The following is a 14,930-nucleotide window of genomic DNA, read 5'->3' as shown; positions in this document are numbered from 1 at the left end:
TGCCTCCATTATGGTGTCGCTAACAATTGAACTGCTACATTGCTATATTTCGCAAGCGCAGATCCATTGTCACCTAGAAGTAATACTTGCAGATGCAGCCGCGCTTTGACTGCGTGTTCTGGAACTTTAAGTTCAGTTTGTACATGTGACCAGTCTTCTGGAGTCAGCATATTTCTGGCAACGGTATGGCTAACATATTTGTTGTCCTTGTCATAGAAATTAACTACCATTTGTGCCGCCGCATTACTCAATATTTCTGCCTTCATCCAGCCGCTTAAGCTGTACGTCGCACCGCCTAATACGGATATATCCTGATAAATATTTGCGCCGCCCGCTTGCGATGAACTAACTTGAATCATCTGGCTGTATGGACTAGCAGGTTGATAAACGGCTTGATAGACAGATTGGGTTACTCCACCTGGAATCTCTGGTATTACCGCTAAAGTGATAGGCTCAGCTACGACCTGATAAGCCGCTGTAATCCCTTCCGTAGCATAACTATTCCAACCTTGACCCGTCCCTGTAGGAAGCACCTCGCCTGAAAAATCCCCATTGATTAAGATTCCCGCCGCCGTCTGAGCTGTGCTGACACGCAAAATATTGCCTGCTGCATCATACTGATAGGAGGTTTCACCATGCTCCTTGGATGATGCTGTAATTAATCGGTCTCCCGCATCGTAGGTGTACTGAGCCACGTATGCCGCTAAGCCGGTGTACTGAAATAAGCTGACTACTGCAATAACCAATACAAATGCACTTATAAATTTCCGTTTCATACTTCATACTCCTTTCTTCTTGTTCATTCGTTTCTTGTCATAGTCAAATATATGATAGATTAAGCATTTATTCATATATTACGTAGAACGATCCCTTCCTTGATAATATGACAATAGTTTCATTATACTAAAATGAAATGAAGGAATAATATTATCCCTATTGATTAAAAACATAGTGCTTTATTACTTGTTTTTACATCTTATTAAAAGAATTTTGTCGATTTTTGAAGAATATTACACATGATCATTGATTTCGAAATAAATTGCATACTACTACTAAATATAACTCCAAAAAAATAGGCGACCATTCCCCACTGGCAGATAGGGAAGTGATCGCCGCAGCTTCTAAGTAGATGAACAAAATCAAGTCAACATACCAATCAAGGAAAAAATAACAAAAAAGATAATACTGCCAATAAGGAATGACTTTACAACGCCCCATATAAATTGCTTGTTTGAGTACGCTGCTTTCGGAAGACACTTATAAATTTGAACAATTCCCATCACGATCATCGCCGAAAAACTGATTTTAATGGCATTGCGCAGCACTTGGAGTACATATTCCCTGAGCGGAATTTCGTAACTCGAATATCCTCCCATCGATTGCCTTTCCGTTATTACATCTGGATAATATACAATAGAAAACAGTAGTCCAAGTATCAATCCGTATAATCCCGCTTTTACAATGACTCGTTCCATTACAACCTCCTAATACTCCAACACAAGTTACTCAACGTTTCGAATGTCTCCCTGTTATATAAAGAATTTAATTATTCACTCTACCTGTTTCCCCTAAATTTCTGAAACAAGCGCTTGCCCGCGATGAAGCTAACCATGCTAATCAGAATGATTCCACTAAAAAACATCAGCCCATCGATAGAATTGCCTGCCGCTCCAATAGTGACTCTTTGCTGTAGGTGTTCAACGTTCTCATACTGGTTTTGAATCTCAGGTACATAAGTAAGGGTCTTGTACATGCCAACTCCTATTTGAATACCGTAGTAAAGTACACAAACAAGAATCGAAAATATGAAGGCCTGCAACAATGTTCGCTTCAACTTGATCACCTCTTCACGAATAGCTAGATTTGCATGAAGACTGTTCTAAGTTGCTGGAATGGAAACATGTGTAATCACTGAGGTGAGGACTGACAACATAAAGCAGGTGTAGTACAAATCGAATACGGGCAGTATGAGCGCAAATACTTATTTTAGGATGTATGAGGTCAGGTTAATAAATCAGCAAGGGTCTTATCCAATGTGTCATACTTAAATGTATACCCTGACTGCTCCAGCCGTTCTGGGATTACCCAGCGACTTTTCAGTATTAATTCCGTTTCTGTCTTAATAACAACAGCCCCGATCTCAAGCAGCCATCGTGGTGAAGGCAGTCCAACTTTCACATTCATCGTCTTGCGAAGCTGCTCCATCAACTCACGATTCGTTACCGGGTGTGGAGAAGAGCAATTGAATACTCCGCTTAATTCTTCGTTCTCACGCAAGAACATCACAATCCGAAATAAATCCTCAATATGAATCCAGCTGAAGCGCTGATTGCCCGAGCCCTGAACACCGCCTAGCCCAAAACGCACTAAGTTCTTAAACGGGGTCATCACTCCGCCATCTTTGCCTAGTACGATTGCAATTCGCAGCGCAACTTGCCGTGTAGCAGGTAGATGAAAGGAAAATAACGCTTCCTCCCACTGCTTTGCTACATCGACAGAAAAGCCCGTACCAATATCTCCACCTTCCTCGCTCATCGGACGATCTTCCGCATGCCGGTAAATGGTCGCCGTACTGGAGTTAATCCACAAGGAAGGTGGATTGGAACATGCTAGGATAGCCTTACCGAGCAGATTCGTCGTACTCGTTCTAGAACGAATAATCTCCTGCTTGTTCTTATCATTGTAACGGCAGTCTACAGACTTGCCCGCCAAATTGATAAGCATATCTGCATGATTCAATGCTTCTATAATTCCTTGCTCGTTGTCCCATGCCAAATGATGTGGTTGTCTAGAAATGATGATTACGTCGTGTCCCATGCTGCGGAATTGCTTCTCGAAATATTTCCCAATAAACCCTGTACCGCCAGCTATAACAACTTTCTTCTTCATCTCCATCACTCATTTCCTGTTTAGTAGGTGCATGACGATTCGAACTTATTTCTACATCCCGATATCCCGCTTTGCCAGCTCGATGTGAGCGGCATGATGATTGCCATGCCATGCATATAGGCCAACATTATAGTCAAGACGAATCTCCTGCTTGGAATCAGGATGATAGAACGCTCGTTGGAAGTCCTGATCCGTCATCGATTGTAACAAAATGACCCATTTCCTGTGCAATGCTTCAATTAAAGCAAGTGACACCTCAACATCCACATCGTTCGAATCTCCAAGTGTCACCCATTTCGCCTCATCATAAGGTTTAATCGTTGGCACATCCTCCGTCAATGCGAGCTTAAAGCGAGTAATACTATTGATATGGCTATCCGCAATATGGTGCACGACCTGCCGAATCGTCCAGCCACCTTCCCGATATGGAGTTTCTAGCTGTTGTTCGTTCAGCCCTTGAACAAGCGCTCGCAGCTTCGTTGGCAAATGCTCAATTTCTGTAATCCACTGCTGCCTCTGTTCTAGCGTAATGATTCCTTCCCAAGTAAACGTTCCTACGGGATATTGTCTGTCCACCTAATCGCCTCCTGCTCCTTATAAACTAGCTAACTATGATTGGTTGATGGCTGTTTAACCGCAAACACCATGCCGACAAAAATAAGAACAATTCCGGCTCCCTGAATGACGCTTGGTACAAAGCCTGTAATGACGATATCCAACAAAATGGCAACTGCCGGATCAACAAAGACCAAGGCCGAAATAACAGCTGTCGGCAGCTCACGCAAACTATCAAAGAATAGTAAATAAACAATCCCAGTATGGATAATGCCTGTTGCGATAATATAGAACCAATTTGCCACAGTGAGATCATGAAATTCGGCAAAATTAACGAAAGGTAGAAGGATGATAATACCTAATGCCGTCTGCAAAAACGTAACTGTGTACGAACTCATCTCTTGCACACCTTTTCCAAGCATCATCAAGACCGCATAACATACCGCTGCTAAAAAGGCCCAAAGGAGCCCAGATGACATCAAGTCAGCCCACGATATCGATGTTTCCATTCCTACGATTAGCACCGTGCCGACAAAGCATGTAACGACAGACAGTGCAGCAAATATGGTAATCTTCTCTTTAAAAAAGATACTGCCCGCCACAAGCACAATAACAGGCGCAAGATGGTAGATCGTAATCCCAATCGTAATGGACGTTAATTCAAATGACTTAAATAAAAATACCCAATTTAACACTAAAAACAACCCGCAGAACAAAACTTGCACAACTTCTTTTGACTTCCACTTTTCCGATTTATAGCTTCCTGTCACGTACCAAGCCAGACTTAGAAAAATCGTCGCACATATACATCGGACAAATACGAGCTCCAACGCAGGTATCCCAGTTTGTACCGAAAAGAAGCCGACTGAGCCAAAGATAGACATTGCTATAATCATTTTTATTAATGCGTGTGTATTCACTTGTTGTATCCATTTTACCAAAAATTCACTTATCGTTCGATTTTATTCTGTTACCTTACCAATAAATAGCTTTTATAGATCAAGAATTCATGACATTCACCCACAGAAATGTCCTTTCATATGCTGTAAAAAAACTAAAGGAGATAACCTAATGTATATGTATCCAATAGGGATTCCTGTGTACCAGTACCCTATCCGAGCAGAAGGTGATCATACGTTTCAGACGTGGGTGAGATCGGGATACAGCACCTCTGCTGTTCAGCTCATGAATCTGATGCGTACGCTCTGGGAGCAGCATGTTGCTTGGACGAGAATGACGATTATTAGCATAGCTGAAGGGTTGGCTGATGAAGCAGCTGTTACCCAACGACTTCTGCGCAATGTTCCAGATATGGCAGTTGTATTTAGACATTTCTATGGCTCCAAGGTTGCTTCCAGATTTGAAACTTTGTTCCGAGACCATCTCGTCATTGCTGCTGAGCTTGTAAAGGCAGCCAAAGCTGGAGATAGCGCAAAAACGGCTGATGCGGAAAAGAGATGGTATGCCAATGCTGATCAGCTTGCTGAGTTTTTCAGCAGTATTAATCCGTATTGGCCTAAAGAAGAAGTGAAAAAGATGTTCTATGAGCATTTGGCTTTAACCAAATCAGAAGCTGCGCACCGACTCACCAAAGACTACGCTGCCGATATCGCAGACTTCGATGAAATTGAGAAACAAGCCCTCTTAATGGCCGATATGTTTTCCAATGGATTGATCCAACAGTTTCCTTCCGTCTTTACTTCGTAATTAATAGCCCCCTTAAGGCCAATCTCTGACCTTAAGGGGGCTTGTGGCTTGTTCATCCTTATTCAAACTCTATTTTCACTAAGAAAAAGAATCGTATCGCTTACCTCATATTTTCATGGTATTATTTTCATAGTTTTATTTTTACATATTAAACTGCTTTACTAGCTAACCAACATCATAATGCGAGGGGATTACAATGAGATTTGAGATTGCAGATGAGAGCTACTATCCGTTCATCCTTGAACGTGACAAGCATATGTGTAAGTCGTTGATGATGAGAAAATTGAAAGACAAGGAGTTCATTGTAGCGATAAATGACCAAAACGAGACAGTGGGCTGGCTGCGATATGGGTACTTCTGGGACCTCTTCCCGTTTATGAATATGCTTTATTTTGATGATGCTTACAGAAATAAAGGGTATGGACGTCAGCTCGTCGAGTTTTGGGAAGCGGAAATGAGAACGATGGGGCACAATCAAGTGATGACCTCCTCTCAATCCAATGAAGAGGCGCAGCATTTCTACCGTAAGCTAGGGTACAAAGATTCCGGCAGTTTATTAATGGATATCGATCCTGCTCTAGAAATTATTTTCACTAAAAAGCTATAGACCACTGGCATCAGGTTCGAAAGCTTACATATCAAATGCGTAGGCAGCCCATTCTTTGTTCAACAGTGCTTCATTCAATTTCGATTTTGTCGTAGTGTTTTGAACATACATGTAAATATTCAGGTATTTTATCCGGTATAGACGCTAATTAAAAAATGCCTGCTCAGATGCAGGCATTTAACTGATATCAAGAGAATTTGGCACTTTTGCACGGATAAGCATGCACATCTGCATCCTTTTTCATGGAGGGCCACTTGGGACTAGAAAAGGATGCAGAATCGCAGGAATTTCATTATAAAGTATGATCCCGATTCACATCTGAAAATACCTCATCATCATTACGAATGAACTCATCATTAATGATGACCTTCATGCCCTCCTGATGTGTCTAGATCATGTTTGGGCAACTCGTCTTGCAAGGCTTTCAGCTCTTCCTCGGATATATCACCAACGATTAATTGCTTCTTCGGCATCACATGCTGCTCACCCACTGAAATATGGGTTTGCACATAGTAGACACCTTTCTGTTCGAACGTTGCTTTCACGGTGTAGAGCCCGTCCTTATCATGCTCAGCAGGAAGCATTTGACTGCCCTCTTTGCCTCGCCCATTCTTCGCGTCCCAGATTTCAAAATGAACGAGATCTGCCTTTGTTACAGGTTCATTCTGATTAGTAAGGCTCACTTGGAGTACCGTCTCCTGCTTCAAAGCGATTGATTCAGGCGTAATAATTTCCGCATTCAGCTGGCTGGATACATGCTGCTTCTTCTGGGTTTCTGTATTAGCTGTACAGGCAGATACGTTTACTAGGACTAGTGCCAGCATAATGCCAACTGTAATTTTTTTAATCATGATGATGCCTCCTAAGCTCCATGCAACCACGTTTTTATTGGTTTAATACGCGATAACACGAATCGATCCAGTACAAAGACGACGATAATCGAAATCCCTACTAAAGGCATTAACACGCCCATGACGAGCATAAGGAGAAACACGACTCTAGTTCGATTTTTATCTTTGCTCGGTGGCGGTGAACCTAGCTTCGTCTGAGGCTTGCGCTTGCGCCACATCACGAAAGAGCTGATGACAATACCAATCACGCCCAAGCAAGTAATGAGTCCGAGCAATTGATTGGCAACACCGAACAAACGACCTTCATGCAAAGCTATGCCTATTGTAATCGCCTTTCCCATAATGCCGTAATCTGCATAGCGCACATCACTCAATACAGCTCCCGAATACTGATCCAAATGCAGCGTCGCTTCTCCACCTGGAACTGCATGCGTTGTCGTGATCGTATACACGCCTGTTTCACTTTTCGGCATAGTGACTCGATATGGCTTCTCTAGCTTCGTCCCATCTGCAATCATTACTGCCTCATTAATCGTCAAGGGAACATAACTACTAGCCACTGAAGTTGGAACAGGCAAGTTCTCTGTTGCCCATGGGCCACCCTTTGCAACGTCCTTCGTCTTTAAGGTCGATTCAGGCTTTGCACCAGAGCCCAAAGCATATTGTGGGTAGCCTGTATTCGTAGATGTGGCTAGGTTGCTAATCTGCTTACCCGTTACCGCAGACCACGGAAGCCCTGTCACTACTAAAATAAGAATAAACAGCGACAGCCAAAAGGCAGGTACCGCGTGCATATCTCGCCAAAACACTTTCCCTTTTTGACGCAATCTTGGCAGTACCGTCCCCCAAATAGAGGCTTTATTTCTTGGCCACCACATGTACAAGCCTGTCAGCAGCAATATAATGGTCCAACATGCGGCTAACTCGACGAGATAATTGGCAACCGTCCCACCAATGATGAGCTCACTATGCATTTTCACAAAAATATCTGTAAATCTTTCTCCGCTAACGAGAGAGCCCATAACTTCACCGCTATATGGATTTATAAATACAGAAGAGGCGATGTCATTTTCACTCATGCCAACTTCTACCGTTCTAGTTGCGTCATCATAAAACGTAATAGAATTGATATGCCCATTTGGATGCATCTGCTGTACAAAATGGATGAGTGCGGATGGAGCAAGTGCGGGTGAGTCATCTGATGGCTGCTCCACGTAATACATATTTTTATACAGCATAGATTCAATTTGAGGCTTGAATAAGTAAACACCTCCACTTATAGCAAGCACGATGAGAAATGGTGCAGCGAACAATCCTGCGTAAAAATGCCATCTCCATACAATTTGATAGAAAGACGCCTTAGGCTTCGTCTTCACGGACACAGCATTAGTCTGAAACGCTTCGTTCGCTTCCACGATATGATATTCCCCCTTATAAATGGTTTCGATTCGCGCACGATTGTGTGTGCATTTGTTGTTTTAGTGTTTGGACAGCCTCCTCAAAGCGATAAATTTCCCCACCGAAGCCCGTTTGAAACTTCACTGCCTGCTGGTAGGAATCAAAAGTAAGTATCGTTGGTTGACAACAATTGATGTTTACATCTGCATGGAACAAAAAAGTAGCCATCTTGGCACTAATCGTCGTGTCTGTCAAAAAGTCATGACAAAGAATCACATCACACTCGACATCCTCATAACGAAGCAGTGCACAATGCGCGCAGCAAGTATGTTCAATCTGTTGGTTCTTCGTGATAAGCTTAACGGAGTACCTCGTGTTCGCATTTTTGTAGCAATACGTACAGGTAGGCACCGCGTTGGCAGCCGTATTTCGATGAGGCAGCGCAGCAATTCCATTCGATGTCTTAATGACCTTCTGCTCATCAATTAAGGGCTTAATATCGCGATACACCGTCATTTCCGATACATCCAATCGACTGCTAATGTCAGACACACGCAAACTACCTTCTTGCTCAACCCATGTTAAAATTTGTTGTCTTCTTTCAATTGGCAGCATCGTTGACTATTCACCTCCTATCTAGCCAATTCCACTTATTGGCTTGAGATAAGATTATGGCATAAATAGGATAAAGGCAAGAACAAAATGTGGTTTTTTGTTGAAAAATGTTATAAATCACTCCCGTTACTTAGCAATCAGCAGCATACAAATAAGGAGAAATAAGAAAGGTGGAGCAGCTATGCGCGTATGGCAGGATTTGAAATCATTTGTACATATTCAAGGGGCAAGAACGTTACTGTTAACGCTCTTCATCTATGGAATAGGAACAGGTATTTTAGCGCCGATGAACGCGATTTACCTGCAAGATTCGGTGGGGCTTGGCAAGGAGGAGATAACTTCTATTTTTGCGATTTCTCTGTTTCTTAACATGTTGACGACGATCTCCGTCGGACTAATTAGTGACAAGATGAAACGGAAGAAGCTGCTGCCGGTCATAGCCTCTCTGCTCTGTATAATAGGACTGCTCCTATATATGAATGCCGACAGCTACAGTTCTGCACTCATTGGAATGATAGTAGCCGTATCTCCGTCAGGCTTAATTTTCGGGCAATTATTCGCCATGGCACGCAATCACTTTACGAGCAAAGCACCAACCATCGTAGAAATGGCGCAAATATGGCTGCGGGCAACCTATAGTATTGGTTTCTTTAGCGGCCTGCTGCTTGGTGCCAACCTCTATTTGCTTGCGACATTTCAAGGGGTGCTTTGGGGCAATCTTGCTGGATATGCTGCACTCTGCTTGCTGCTGCTCTTATATAAGGAAGTCACAACGGACAGCTCAGCCCAGCAGGTTCGTTCAAACGCAAATGAACCCTTTTCTCTGCTGATGCTGCTTGCCATTTTGTTGTTGAGCTGTTCGGATGCAATTCGAGGATTGTATTTGCCGCTCGTCGTCCATGAGTTATTTGGCGATCCGCGGCTCATGTCTTATTTATGGAGTATTCAAGCAGTGTTCGAGCTGCTGTTTATGACTGCTGCTGGCTATTGGGCTGTGAAGTACGGATATAAGTCTGTTATTCTGCTCGGAAGTATGTTCGCCCTTATTACGTATCTCGTATACAGCTGGAGCACATCTCTGACAATGTTCTTCTTTGTGCAGCCGATATACTCCGTCTTTGTATCGATTCTATATGGGGTCGGCATGGGCTATGTACAGCGCATGTTTCTGCATCGTGCAGGGTTCGGTGCCAGCCTGTACATTTTCTTATCACAAACGGCCACACTGATTGGTTACCATTTGCCATTGTTTATCGATGGCGTTACACCGAACATTTTCTGGATCCCTGCTGGCTTGATTACTTTATCCATGGCCATCATGATCTATGTGATGGCAAGCAACAAGTCTGCACATGTACATCGAACGCCTTCTGCCTAACCCTTTATTCCAAATCATTTCTTAACAAGCGATTAATCGTCTCCCGACGAACACCGATAAACTGCCCAATTTCTTCTTGCGTGAGAATATCCGTGAGCGGTTTCTGCTCGGTATAGCTGCTTAATGACTGCTGCAACAGCTTCAGCCTCTCGGCTGGTGAACCGATCGTCAAATGGTCAATGCGCTGCTGCATAAAGCGCAGCTTATCTTGCAATACTCTGCCTACTTCAATGGCCTTTTCGGGCTGCTTCGCGAGCTCTGCATACCAGTCGTCGGCTGGTATGCGCTCCACCTCGCTTGTCGTAAGAGCGGTTGCCGTACCATGACAATCTTTCGCTGACAGTAAGGAATGATGGGGTACGATTTCTCCAGGAAATAATAAATTGAACAATAATATATTCCCATTCTCATGCAAACGAGTTACTTTAAACACGCCGCTCATAATTCGATATAAATACGTTCCCGGATCTCCTTGCCGAAATAACACTTCTCCTCGATGTAACGTTAGTCGCAAGCGTCCCCCTCCTTTCCATCCATTCTTTTATCGATTTCATACGTTATATAGAATTGCCTCTTATTCGCTGCTGCCTATGTATGCACCATGCTCCAAATAATGCTTATACACACGGAAAAAGACTTTCATCCCGCTCCAATACTGAGCGTTTGACTGAATCGGGGTCAACCAATAAATAGCTTGTTGCTCCGCATCCTCGGCTCCCTCTTCACTCAGCTTGCAATAAGCAGGAAGATTGACTTCAAACATTCCTTCTACTTGCTCATTCTCATGATTCGTCATTTGAAATAGATAAACAGCCGTGTCCCCTTCTTGCGATTGTAATTGGAATTGTACGTTGTTCATTTCTTTCTCATCCTTTGTCTCTATCTGTTGATTATCTGTTAAATTGCTCACATTCCTCCTATAACGATAACGCATCCAGATTCATTTGCGTCAATCCAATTATAACCATATCAATTTCTTATTGCTAAACGAATATTCGTTCGTTATATTGGATATAAATAAGAACATTAGTTCTTATTTATTTGAAATACCCAAATAGAGAGGAAGAAATAAGTTGGCCAATCAAGCTCCCAAGCCTCAGGAGACTGCTCCACATCGCACCGAACATAAGATGACGGTCAAACAGTATATGATCGCCGTTCTCGTCTTGGATGTGCTGGAGCGCGACATCGCCAGCATCGGAAACTCTGCCTTGAAGATGGCGCATGTATACGTGGAATCACTGCGTCGCGCTCAGGATGAAGCCCATGCAGATTTATCCCGTATCCGTGCCCAATTTCGCCGCACTGGCATTAAAGTTCTGGATGAAGAGCGCCAATCTCATGGCATACGTGTGCAATATGTCGTGCAAGGCTATGAGCACTCCTTCTACCTTCTGCGCGGGCTGCTCCGTACCGAAGTGACAAGCTTGCTGAAGCGCTATTTACATTTGCCTGTCTCTGTAGAATCAGGACACTAGCCTCTAACGAGATCGAAAATGACAGCAATAAGCAAGAACAACGAGAACACTAACACTGACCAGAAGATCAGTACTAAGAAAGAACATCATTGAGAAACCAATAGTAAGAGCATCATCAATAAAAGCAACAAACAGCGAAAGGCAGACCATTTCGGCCTGCCCCATTTACGCTTATTCTAGAATAGCCGATTGTTCGTTCTCATCTATTCTAAAATGAAAGGTTTATATTCAGGTTATTGTGCATCCAGCTTTTCTTTCGCTTTCGGCGGAAGCTCATCTGCTTTAACCTCTTCATACGATGTCACTTCATTGATTTCTTTTTTCGATTTATCTTTTGGCTTTGCATAGATGCGCAGGTAGGCATCTTCTCTAAGCTTGCCCTTACTCTCTTCTTTATGGCTCACGAAGGTAATTTCTTTCTCTGTACCATCTTTATCATAGCCCTTCAGCGTATAATAACGGAATCCATCTTCCATCTTGCCTTCGCCTGTAATTTTCACGTAATACTCGTCTGCACCTAGTCTTTGAATATTGCATCCAGCCATTAAAACCGATACAAGCACGACCAGCATCATAATAGTGATACTTTTTTTCTTCATACTTTTTTCTGCCTCATCTCGTTGTTAGTTTCTATTTAGAAGGAAGAACAATCCGCTTGTACATTTGAACCGTGATGAAATAATAAGCTGCGTATATAACCGCAAATATCGTCAGTGGCACCCAAATGCGATCGTATGGATTACGCAATATGAATGAGAACATCTCCATGCCGAGAACAACATGGGCAATTCCAATAATCGCTGGGAACAAAAATACGAGAAACTGTTCTTTATAAATCGAACGCACCAGTCGTTCACGACGCACACCAATTTTGTGCAGCATTTGATAGCGGCTAGTATCTTTCGTTGCACCAGACAATATTTTGAACATCAAGCTGCTCGCCATCATCGCTAAGAATGCAATCCCTAAGAAGAAGCCCATAAATACCGTTCCGCTGGAGAATCCATGCATGGCGCTATACGAAGCATATTTACTACTCAATACCATCTCCGAAAGATTATATTTAGCTGCCTGCATCTTATCCAGCTGTGCCCACTTCTCTTTGTAGGTAAGGAAATCATCAGATATACCTACAATTACACTGCTTTCTTTCGCTTGAAGCTGATTGTACTTCTGTTCATCCACAATTTGTACCTGTTGCTCAAGATACAAGTAATGTGGTTGAATCAAACGAAGTGCGTCATTCCAATTTTCGCTTTCCACAACGCCTGTTGAGATTGCTTCCGTTATAGGCTTGTACTGACCAAAGCTGTCTCTCCCTACTCCATACGGAGCGAACGGAGGATGCTGCTCCAAGTCCGTTTTTACATAATATACGTATTTCTTATCTACTTTATAGCGGTACTGCTGCTTGCTTGTAAATGTAATCGTATCAATGACTGCCTTCTCCTGCTCCGTTGGCTGATGAATGACCAAATCGTAAGGTGTAAAACTATTTACCGTCACCATTACATTGTTTTGGAATCCCATTCCTGCTGTAATGGCACCTGCACCTAGTGCGATCAGCATCGCTACGGTAGCGAGCACTTTGGTTAAGCTATTTACACGGAAGCTGAGCTGCGCATACGTAAACGAATTAAGCCCTTTTTCATTTCTTTTCTTATTCTTTTTCAATCTACCTATCATAAGCGGCAAGAACGTCATAAACAACAAATACGTACCTGATGTGGTCGTAATTAACGAAATAATAATGCCTAGCTGCTGCAGCGTCTCCATATTGAACATTGCCCAATACCCGATAGCCAGCAATATAATCGACAGAATTGCAGTCACTACTGTCATTTTCCCTTTTACAGCAGGGCGATCGGTATGCGATTCCGCATGAACGAGCTGCAACACAGAGATTCGTGACAGTTTCAGCGTGTTCATAATAGCAGATATAATAAACAGCACCAAGAAGAACAGACACGTAATTTGCAGCGATGGCATATAGAACGCCTTATAGCCGCCAGCCGTAAATTCCAGCTGTTTCATTAACATTTGACCGACACCCTGTGCCAATCCAATCCCAATTGCATTCCCGATGACTAAAGATACAATACCGAGAATCATCGTTTCTAGGAACATAAGCATCATAATTTTATGCTTCTTGGCCCCCAGCATCATGTACATACCGAATTCTTTCTGCCGCAAGGTCATCAAGAACGAGTTCGCGTACAATATATAGAAAAACGTAATAACTGCTAACAGCACAGAACCCGCGTGGAACACAAACTGAATGCTGCTAATGATTGAATTAGATTCAATAAACGCTTTATTTAACGCCAGCGTCTGGAACATATAGAAGATCGAAACCGAGATGACAAGACCGACAAGCAGCACCAAATAATCTTTGAGCTTGCTTTTCAGCCCTGACATTGAAAGCTTAACTAACATGCTGACCCATCCTTTGTTGTCATTTTTGTGTGCCCAAGTCGGCAAGTACATCTAGAATTTCGCGATAAAATACCTCTCGTGTTGAGGTGCGACGAATTTCTTTGTATAGCTCTCCGTCTTGGATGAACAAAATACGCTGACAGTAGCTCGCGCTGAATGCATCATGCGTTACCATCATAATGGACACGCCGTGCTGCTCATTGAGATTCGTCATCGCTTCGAGCAAGCTCGTCGCATTTTTGGAATCGAGCGCCCCTGTTGGCTCATCGCCTAAGATGATCGCTGGCTCATGAACGAGTGCACGCGCTGCTGCTGTACGCTGCTTCTGACCGCCTGACAACTCCGCAGGATATTTTTGCAATAGTTCAGCAATCCCTAATGTTGCCGCTACCTTTTGCACGCTAGGTCCAATCTTACGAGACGGAACACCTTGCAAGGACAACGGCAGTGCAATATTTTCATACACCGTTAAATTTTCAATAAGGTTGAAATCTTGGAAAATAAAGCCCAACTTCTGCGAACGGAAGTCCGCCAGCTGCCCTGATTTCATTTGGCTAATATCGACGCCTGCAATCTTGATGATGCCGTCCGACGCTTTATCTAGCGTCGAAATGACGTTCAATAGCGTTGTCTTACCAGAACCCGATGGTCCCATAATACCTACGAATTCGCCTTCTTGAATTGAGAATGATACGCCCTTCAATGCATACGATTGATTCGCGCCTGATTTTCCATACACTTTTTTAACGTCTTGAATGTTAACGACAGGTGCTTGCATTTGTAAATCCCCCTACACTTTGTTTTGCTGTTGTCTCTATTGTGCAGGAATTCATGGTGAGCAACCATAGAATAGCGTGACGGTTACCTTACCATTTTGTCACCTTCGTTACAGAAAGCAAAAAAGACGACTCGGAATAAGTAGTCTACTCCTAATTCATTGAGACATCGTCTACGTTATTCGTTTGGATGGAATTAGTAATTATTGATAGAATAAATAGGAAGAGGATCAGGTAATA

The 14,930-nt window shown here is 43.0% G+C and carries 18 protein-coding genes; 4 read left to right on the top strand and 14 right to left on the bottom strand.

The genetic code is table 11. The features are described from left to right. Positions 1 to 8: 8 nt before the first annotated feature. The 6 genes from NQ117_RS16630 to NQ117_RS16605 form a co-directional block, all read right to left on the bottom strand. On the bottom strand, positions 9 to 776 hold the full coding sequence (locus NQ117_RS16630; protein WP_258279150.1) for an RHS repeat domain-containing protein: 768 nt from the start codon (positions 774 to 776) through the stop codon (positions 9 to 11). Positions 777 to 1,139: 363 nt separating this feature from the next. Next, positions 1,140 to 1,475 carry a hypothetical protein gene (locus NQ117_RS16625; RefSeq protein ID WP_258279149.1) on the bottom strand — a complete coding sequence of 112 codons (336 nt, stop codon included), beginning with the start codon at positions 1,473 to 1,475 and terminating at the stop codon, positions 1,140 to 1,142. 80 nt (positions 1,476 to 1,555) lie between these two features. Next, complete coding sequence (locus tag NQ117_RS16620) at positions 1,556 to 1,834, bottom strand: hypothetical protein (protein ID WP_258279148.1); 279 nt, start codon at positions 1,832 to 1,834, stop codon at positions 1,556 to 1,558. Between the two features lie 167 nt (positions 1,835 to 2,001). Further along, positions 2,002 to 2,889 carry a TIGR01777 family oxidoreductase gene (locus tag NQ117_RS16615; protein ID WP_258279147.1) on the bottom strand — a complete coding sequence of 296 codons (888 nt, stop codon included), beginning with the start codon at positions 2,887 to 2,889 and terminating at the stop codon, positions 2,002 to 2,004. Positions 2,890 to 2,940: 51 nt separating this feature from the next. Further along, a complete protein-coding gene (locus tag NQ117_RS16610) occupies positions 2,941 to 3,465 on the bottom strand; it encodes a YfiT family bacillithiol transferase (protein ID WP_258279146.1) in 525 nt (174 codons plus the stop codon). Positions 3,466 to 3,494: 29 nt separating this feature from the next. Next, entirely contained in the window at positions 3,495 to 4,340 is an 846-nt protein-coding gene (locus NQ117_RS16605; protein WP_258279434.1) for a DMT family transporter, read from the bottom strand. Between the two features lie 175 nt (positions 4,341 to 4,515). Here NQ117_RS16605 and NQ117_RS16600 point away from each other — a divergent pair, with 175 nt between their 5' ends. Next, the gene (locus tag NQ117_RS16600; protein WP_258279145.1) at positions 4,516 to 5,151 is read left to right on the top strand and encodes an acetylglutamate kinase; all 636 of its coding nucleotides are present in this window, start codon (positions 4,516 to 4,518) and stop codon (positions 5,149 to 5,151) included. Between the two features lie 196 nt (positions 5,152 to 5,347). After that, positions 5,348 to 5,758 carry a GNAT family N-acetyltransferase gene (locus NQ117_RS16595; RefSeq protein ID WP_258279144.1) on the top strand — a complete coding sequence of 137 codons (411 nt, stop codon included), beginning with the start codon at positions 5,348 to 5,350 and terminating at the stop codon, positions 5,756 to 5,758. 356 nt (positions 5,759 to 6,114) lie between these two features. Here the strand turns inward: NQ117_RS16595 and NQ117_RS16590 are convergent, their stop codons facing one another. Genes NQ117_RS16590 through NQ117_RS16580 form a run of 3 tightly spaced genes read right to left on the bottom strand, consistent with a single transcriptional unit; the run spans position 6,115 to position 8,622 of the window. Next, positions 6,115 to 6,609: a FixH family protein gene (locus NQ117_RS16590; protein WP_258279143.1), complete on the bottom strand. Its 495-nt coding sequence runs from the start codon at positions 6,607 to 6,609 to the stop codon at positions 6,115 to 6,117. An 11-nt stretch (positions 6,610 to 6,620) separates the two neighbouring features. Next, a complete protein-coding gene (locus NQ117_RS16585; RefSeq protein ID WP_258279142.1) occupies positions 6,621 to 8,024 on the bottom strand; it encodes a PepSY-associated TM helix domain-containing protein in 1,404 nt (467 codons plus the stop codon). 16 nt (positions 8,025 to 8,040) lie between these two features. Next, complete coding sequence (locus tag NQ117_RS16580; protein WP_258279141.1) at positions 8,041 to 8,622, bottom strand: DeoR family transcriptional regulator; 582 nt, start codon at positions 8,620 to 8,622, stop codon at positions 8,041 to 8,043. A 181-nt stretch (positions 8,623 to 8,803) separates the two neighbouring features. Between NQ117_RS16580 and NQ117_RS16575 the strand changes: the two genes are divergently transcribed. After that, positions 8,804 to 10,000 (top strand): MFS transporter, encoded by a 1,197-nt coding sequence (locus tag NQ117_RS16575; protein WP_258279140.1) that lies wholly within the window; start codon positions 8,804 to 8,806, stop codon positions 9,998 to 10,000. Between the two features lie 4 nt (positions 10,001 to 10,004). On the opposite strand, the gene NQ117_RS16570 is transcribed toward NQ117_RS16575, so the two are convergent. Beyond that, the gene (locus tag NQ117_RS16570; RefSeq protein ID WP_258279139.1) at positions 10,005 to 10,514 is read right to left on the bottom strand and encodes a Crp/Fnr family transcriptional regulator; all 510 of its coding nucleotides are present in this window, start codon (positions 10,512 to 10,514) and stop codon (positions 10,005 to 10,007) included. A 60-nt stretch (positions 10,515 to 10,574) separates the two neighbouring features. Then, the gene (locus NQ117_RS16565) at positions 10,575 to 10,910 is read right to left on the bottom strand and encodes a hypothetical protein (RefSeq protein WP_258279138.1); all 336 of its coding nucleotides are present in this window, start codon (positions 10,908 to 10,910) and stop codon (positions 10,575 to 10,577) included. Positions 10,911 to 11,073: 163 nt separating this feature from the next. Between NQ117_RS16565 and NQ117_RS16560 the strand changes: the two genes are divergently transcribed. After that, entirely contained in the window at positions 11,074 to 11,478 is a 405-nt protein-coding gene (locus NQ117_RS16560; RefSeq protein WP_258279137.1) for a YhjD family protein, read from the top strand. Positions 11,479 to 11,711: 233 nt separating this feature from the next. On the opposite strand, the gene NQ117_RS16555 is transcribed toward NQ117_RS16560, so the two are convergent. From NQ117_RS16555 to NQ117_RS16545, 3 genes are read right to left on the bottom strand one after another with little or no spacing between them, the layout of a single operon-like run. After that, complete coding sequence (locus NQ117_RS16555; RefSeq protein ID WP_258279136.1) at positions 11,712 to 12,077, bottom strand: YxeA family protein; 366 nt, start codon at positions 12,075 to 12,077, stop codon at positions 11,712 to 11,714. Between the two features lie 31 nt (positions 12,078 to 12,108). Beyond that, positions 12,109 to 13,914 carry an FtsX-like permease family protein gene (locus NQ117_RS16550; protein WP_258279135.1) on the bottom strand — a complete coding sequence of 602 codons (1,806 nt, stop codon included), beginning with the start codon at positions 13,912 to 13,914 and terminating at the stop codon, positions 12,109 to 12,111. A gap of 19 nt (positions 13,915 to 13,933) precedes the next feature. Continuing rightward, positions 13,934 to 14,692, bottom strand: a complete 759-nt coding sequence (locus NQ117_RS16545) for an ABC transporter ATP-binding protein (protein WP_258279134.1) — start codon at positions 14,690 to 14,692, stop codon at positions 13,934 to 13,936. Positions 14,693 to 14,930 lie beyond the last annotated feature (238 nt).

It is taken from the genome of Paenibacillus sp. SC116, assembly GCF_024733555.1.
Taxonomy (GTDB): domain Bacteria; phylum Bacillota; class Bacilli; order Paenibacillales; family Paenibacillaceae; genus Paenibacillus_B.
Note: the sequence above shows the minus strand (reverse complement) of the source record. Positions and strands in the feature narration are given on the sequence as shown.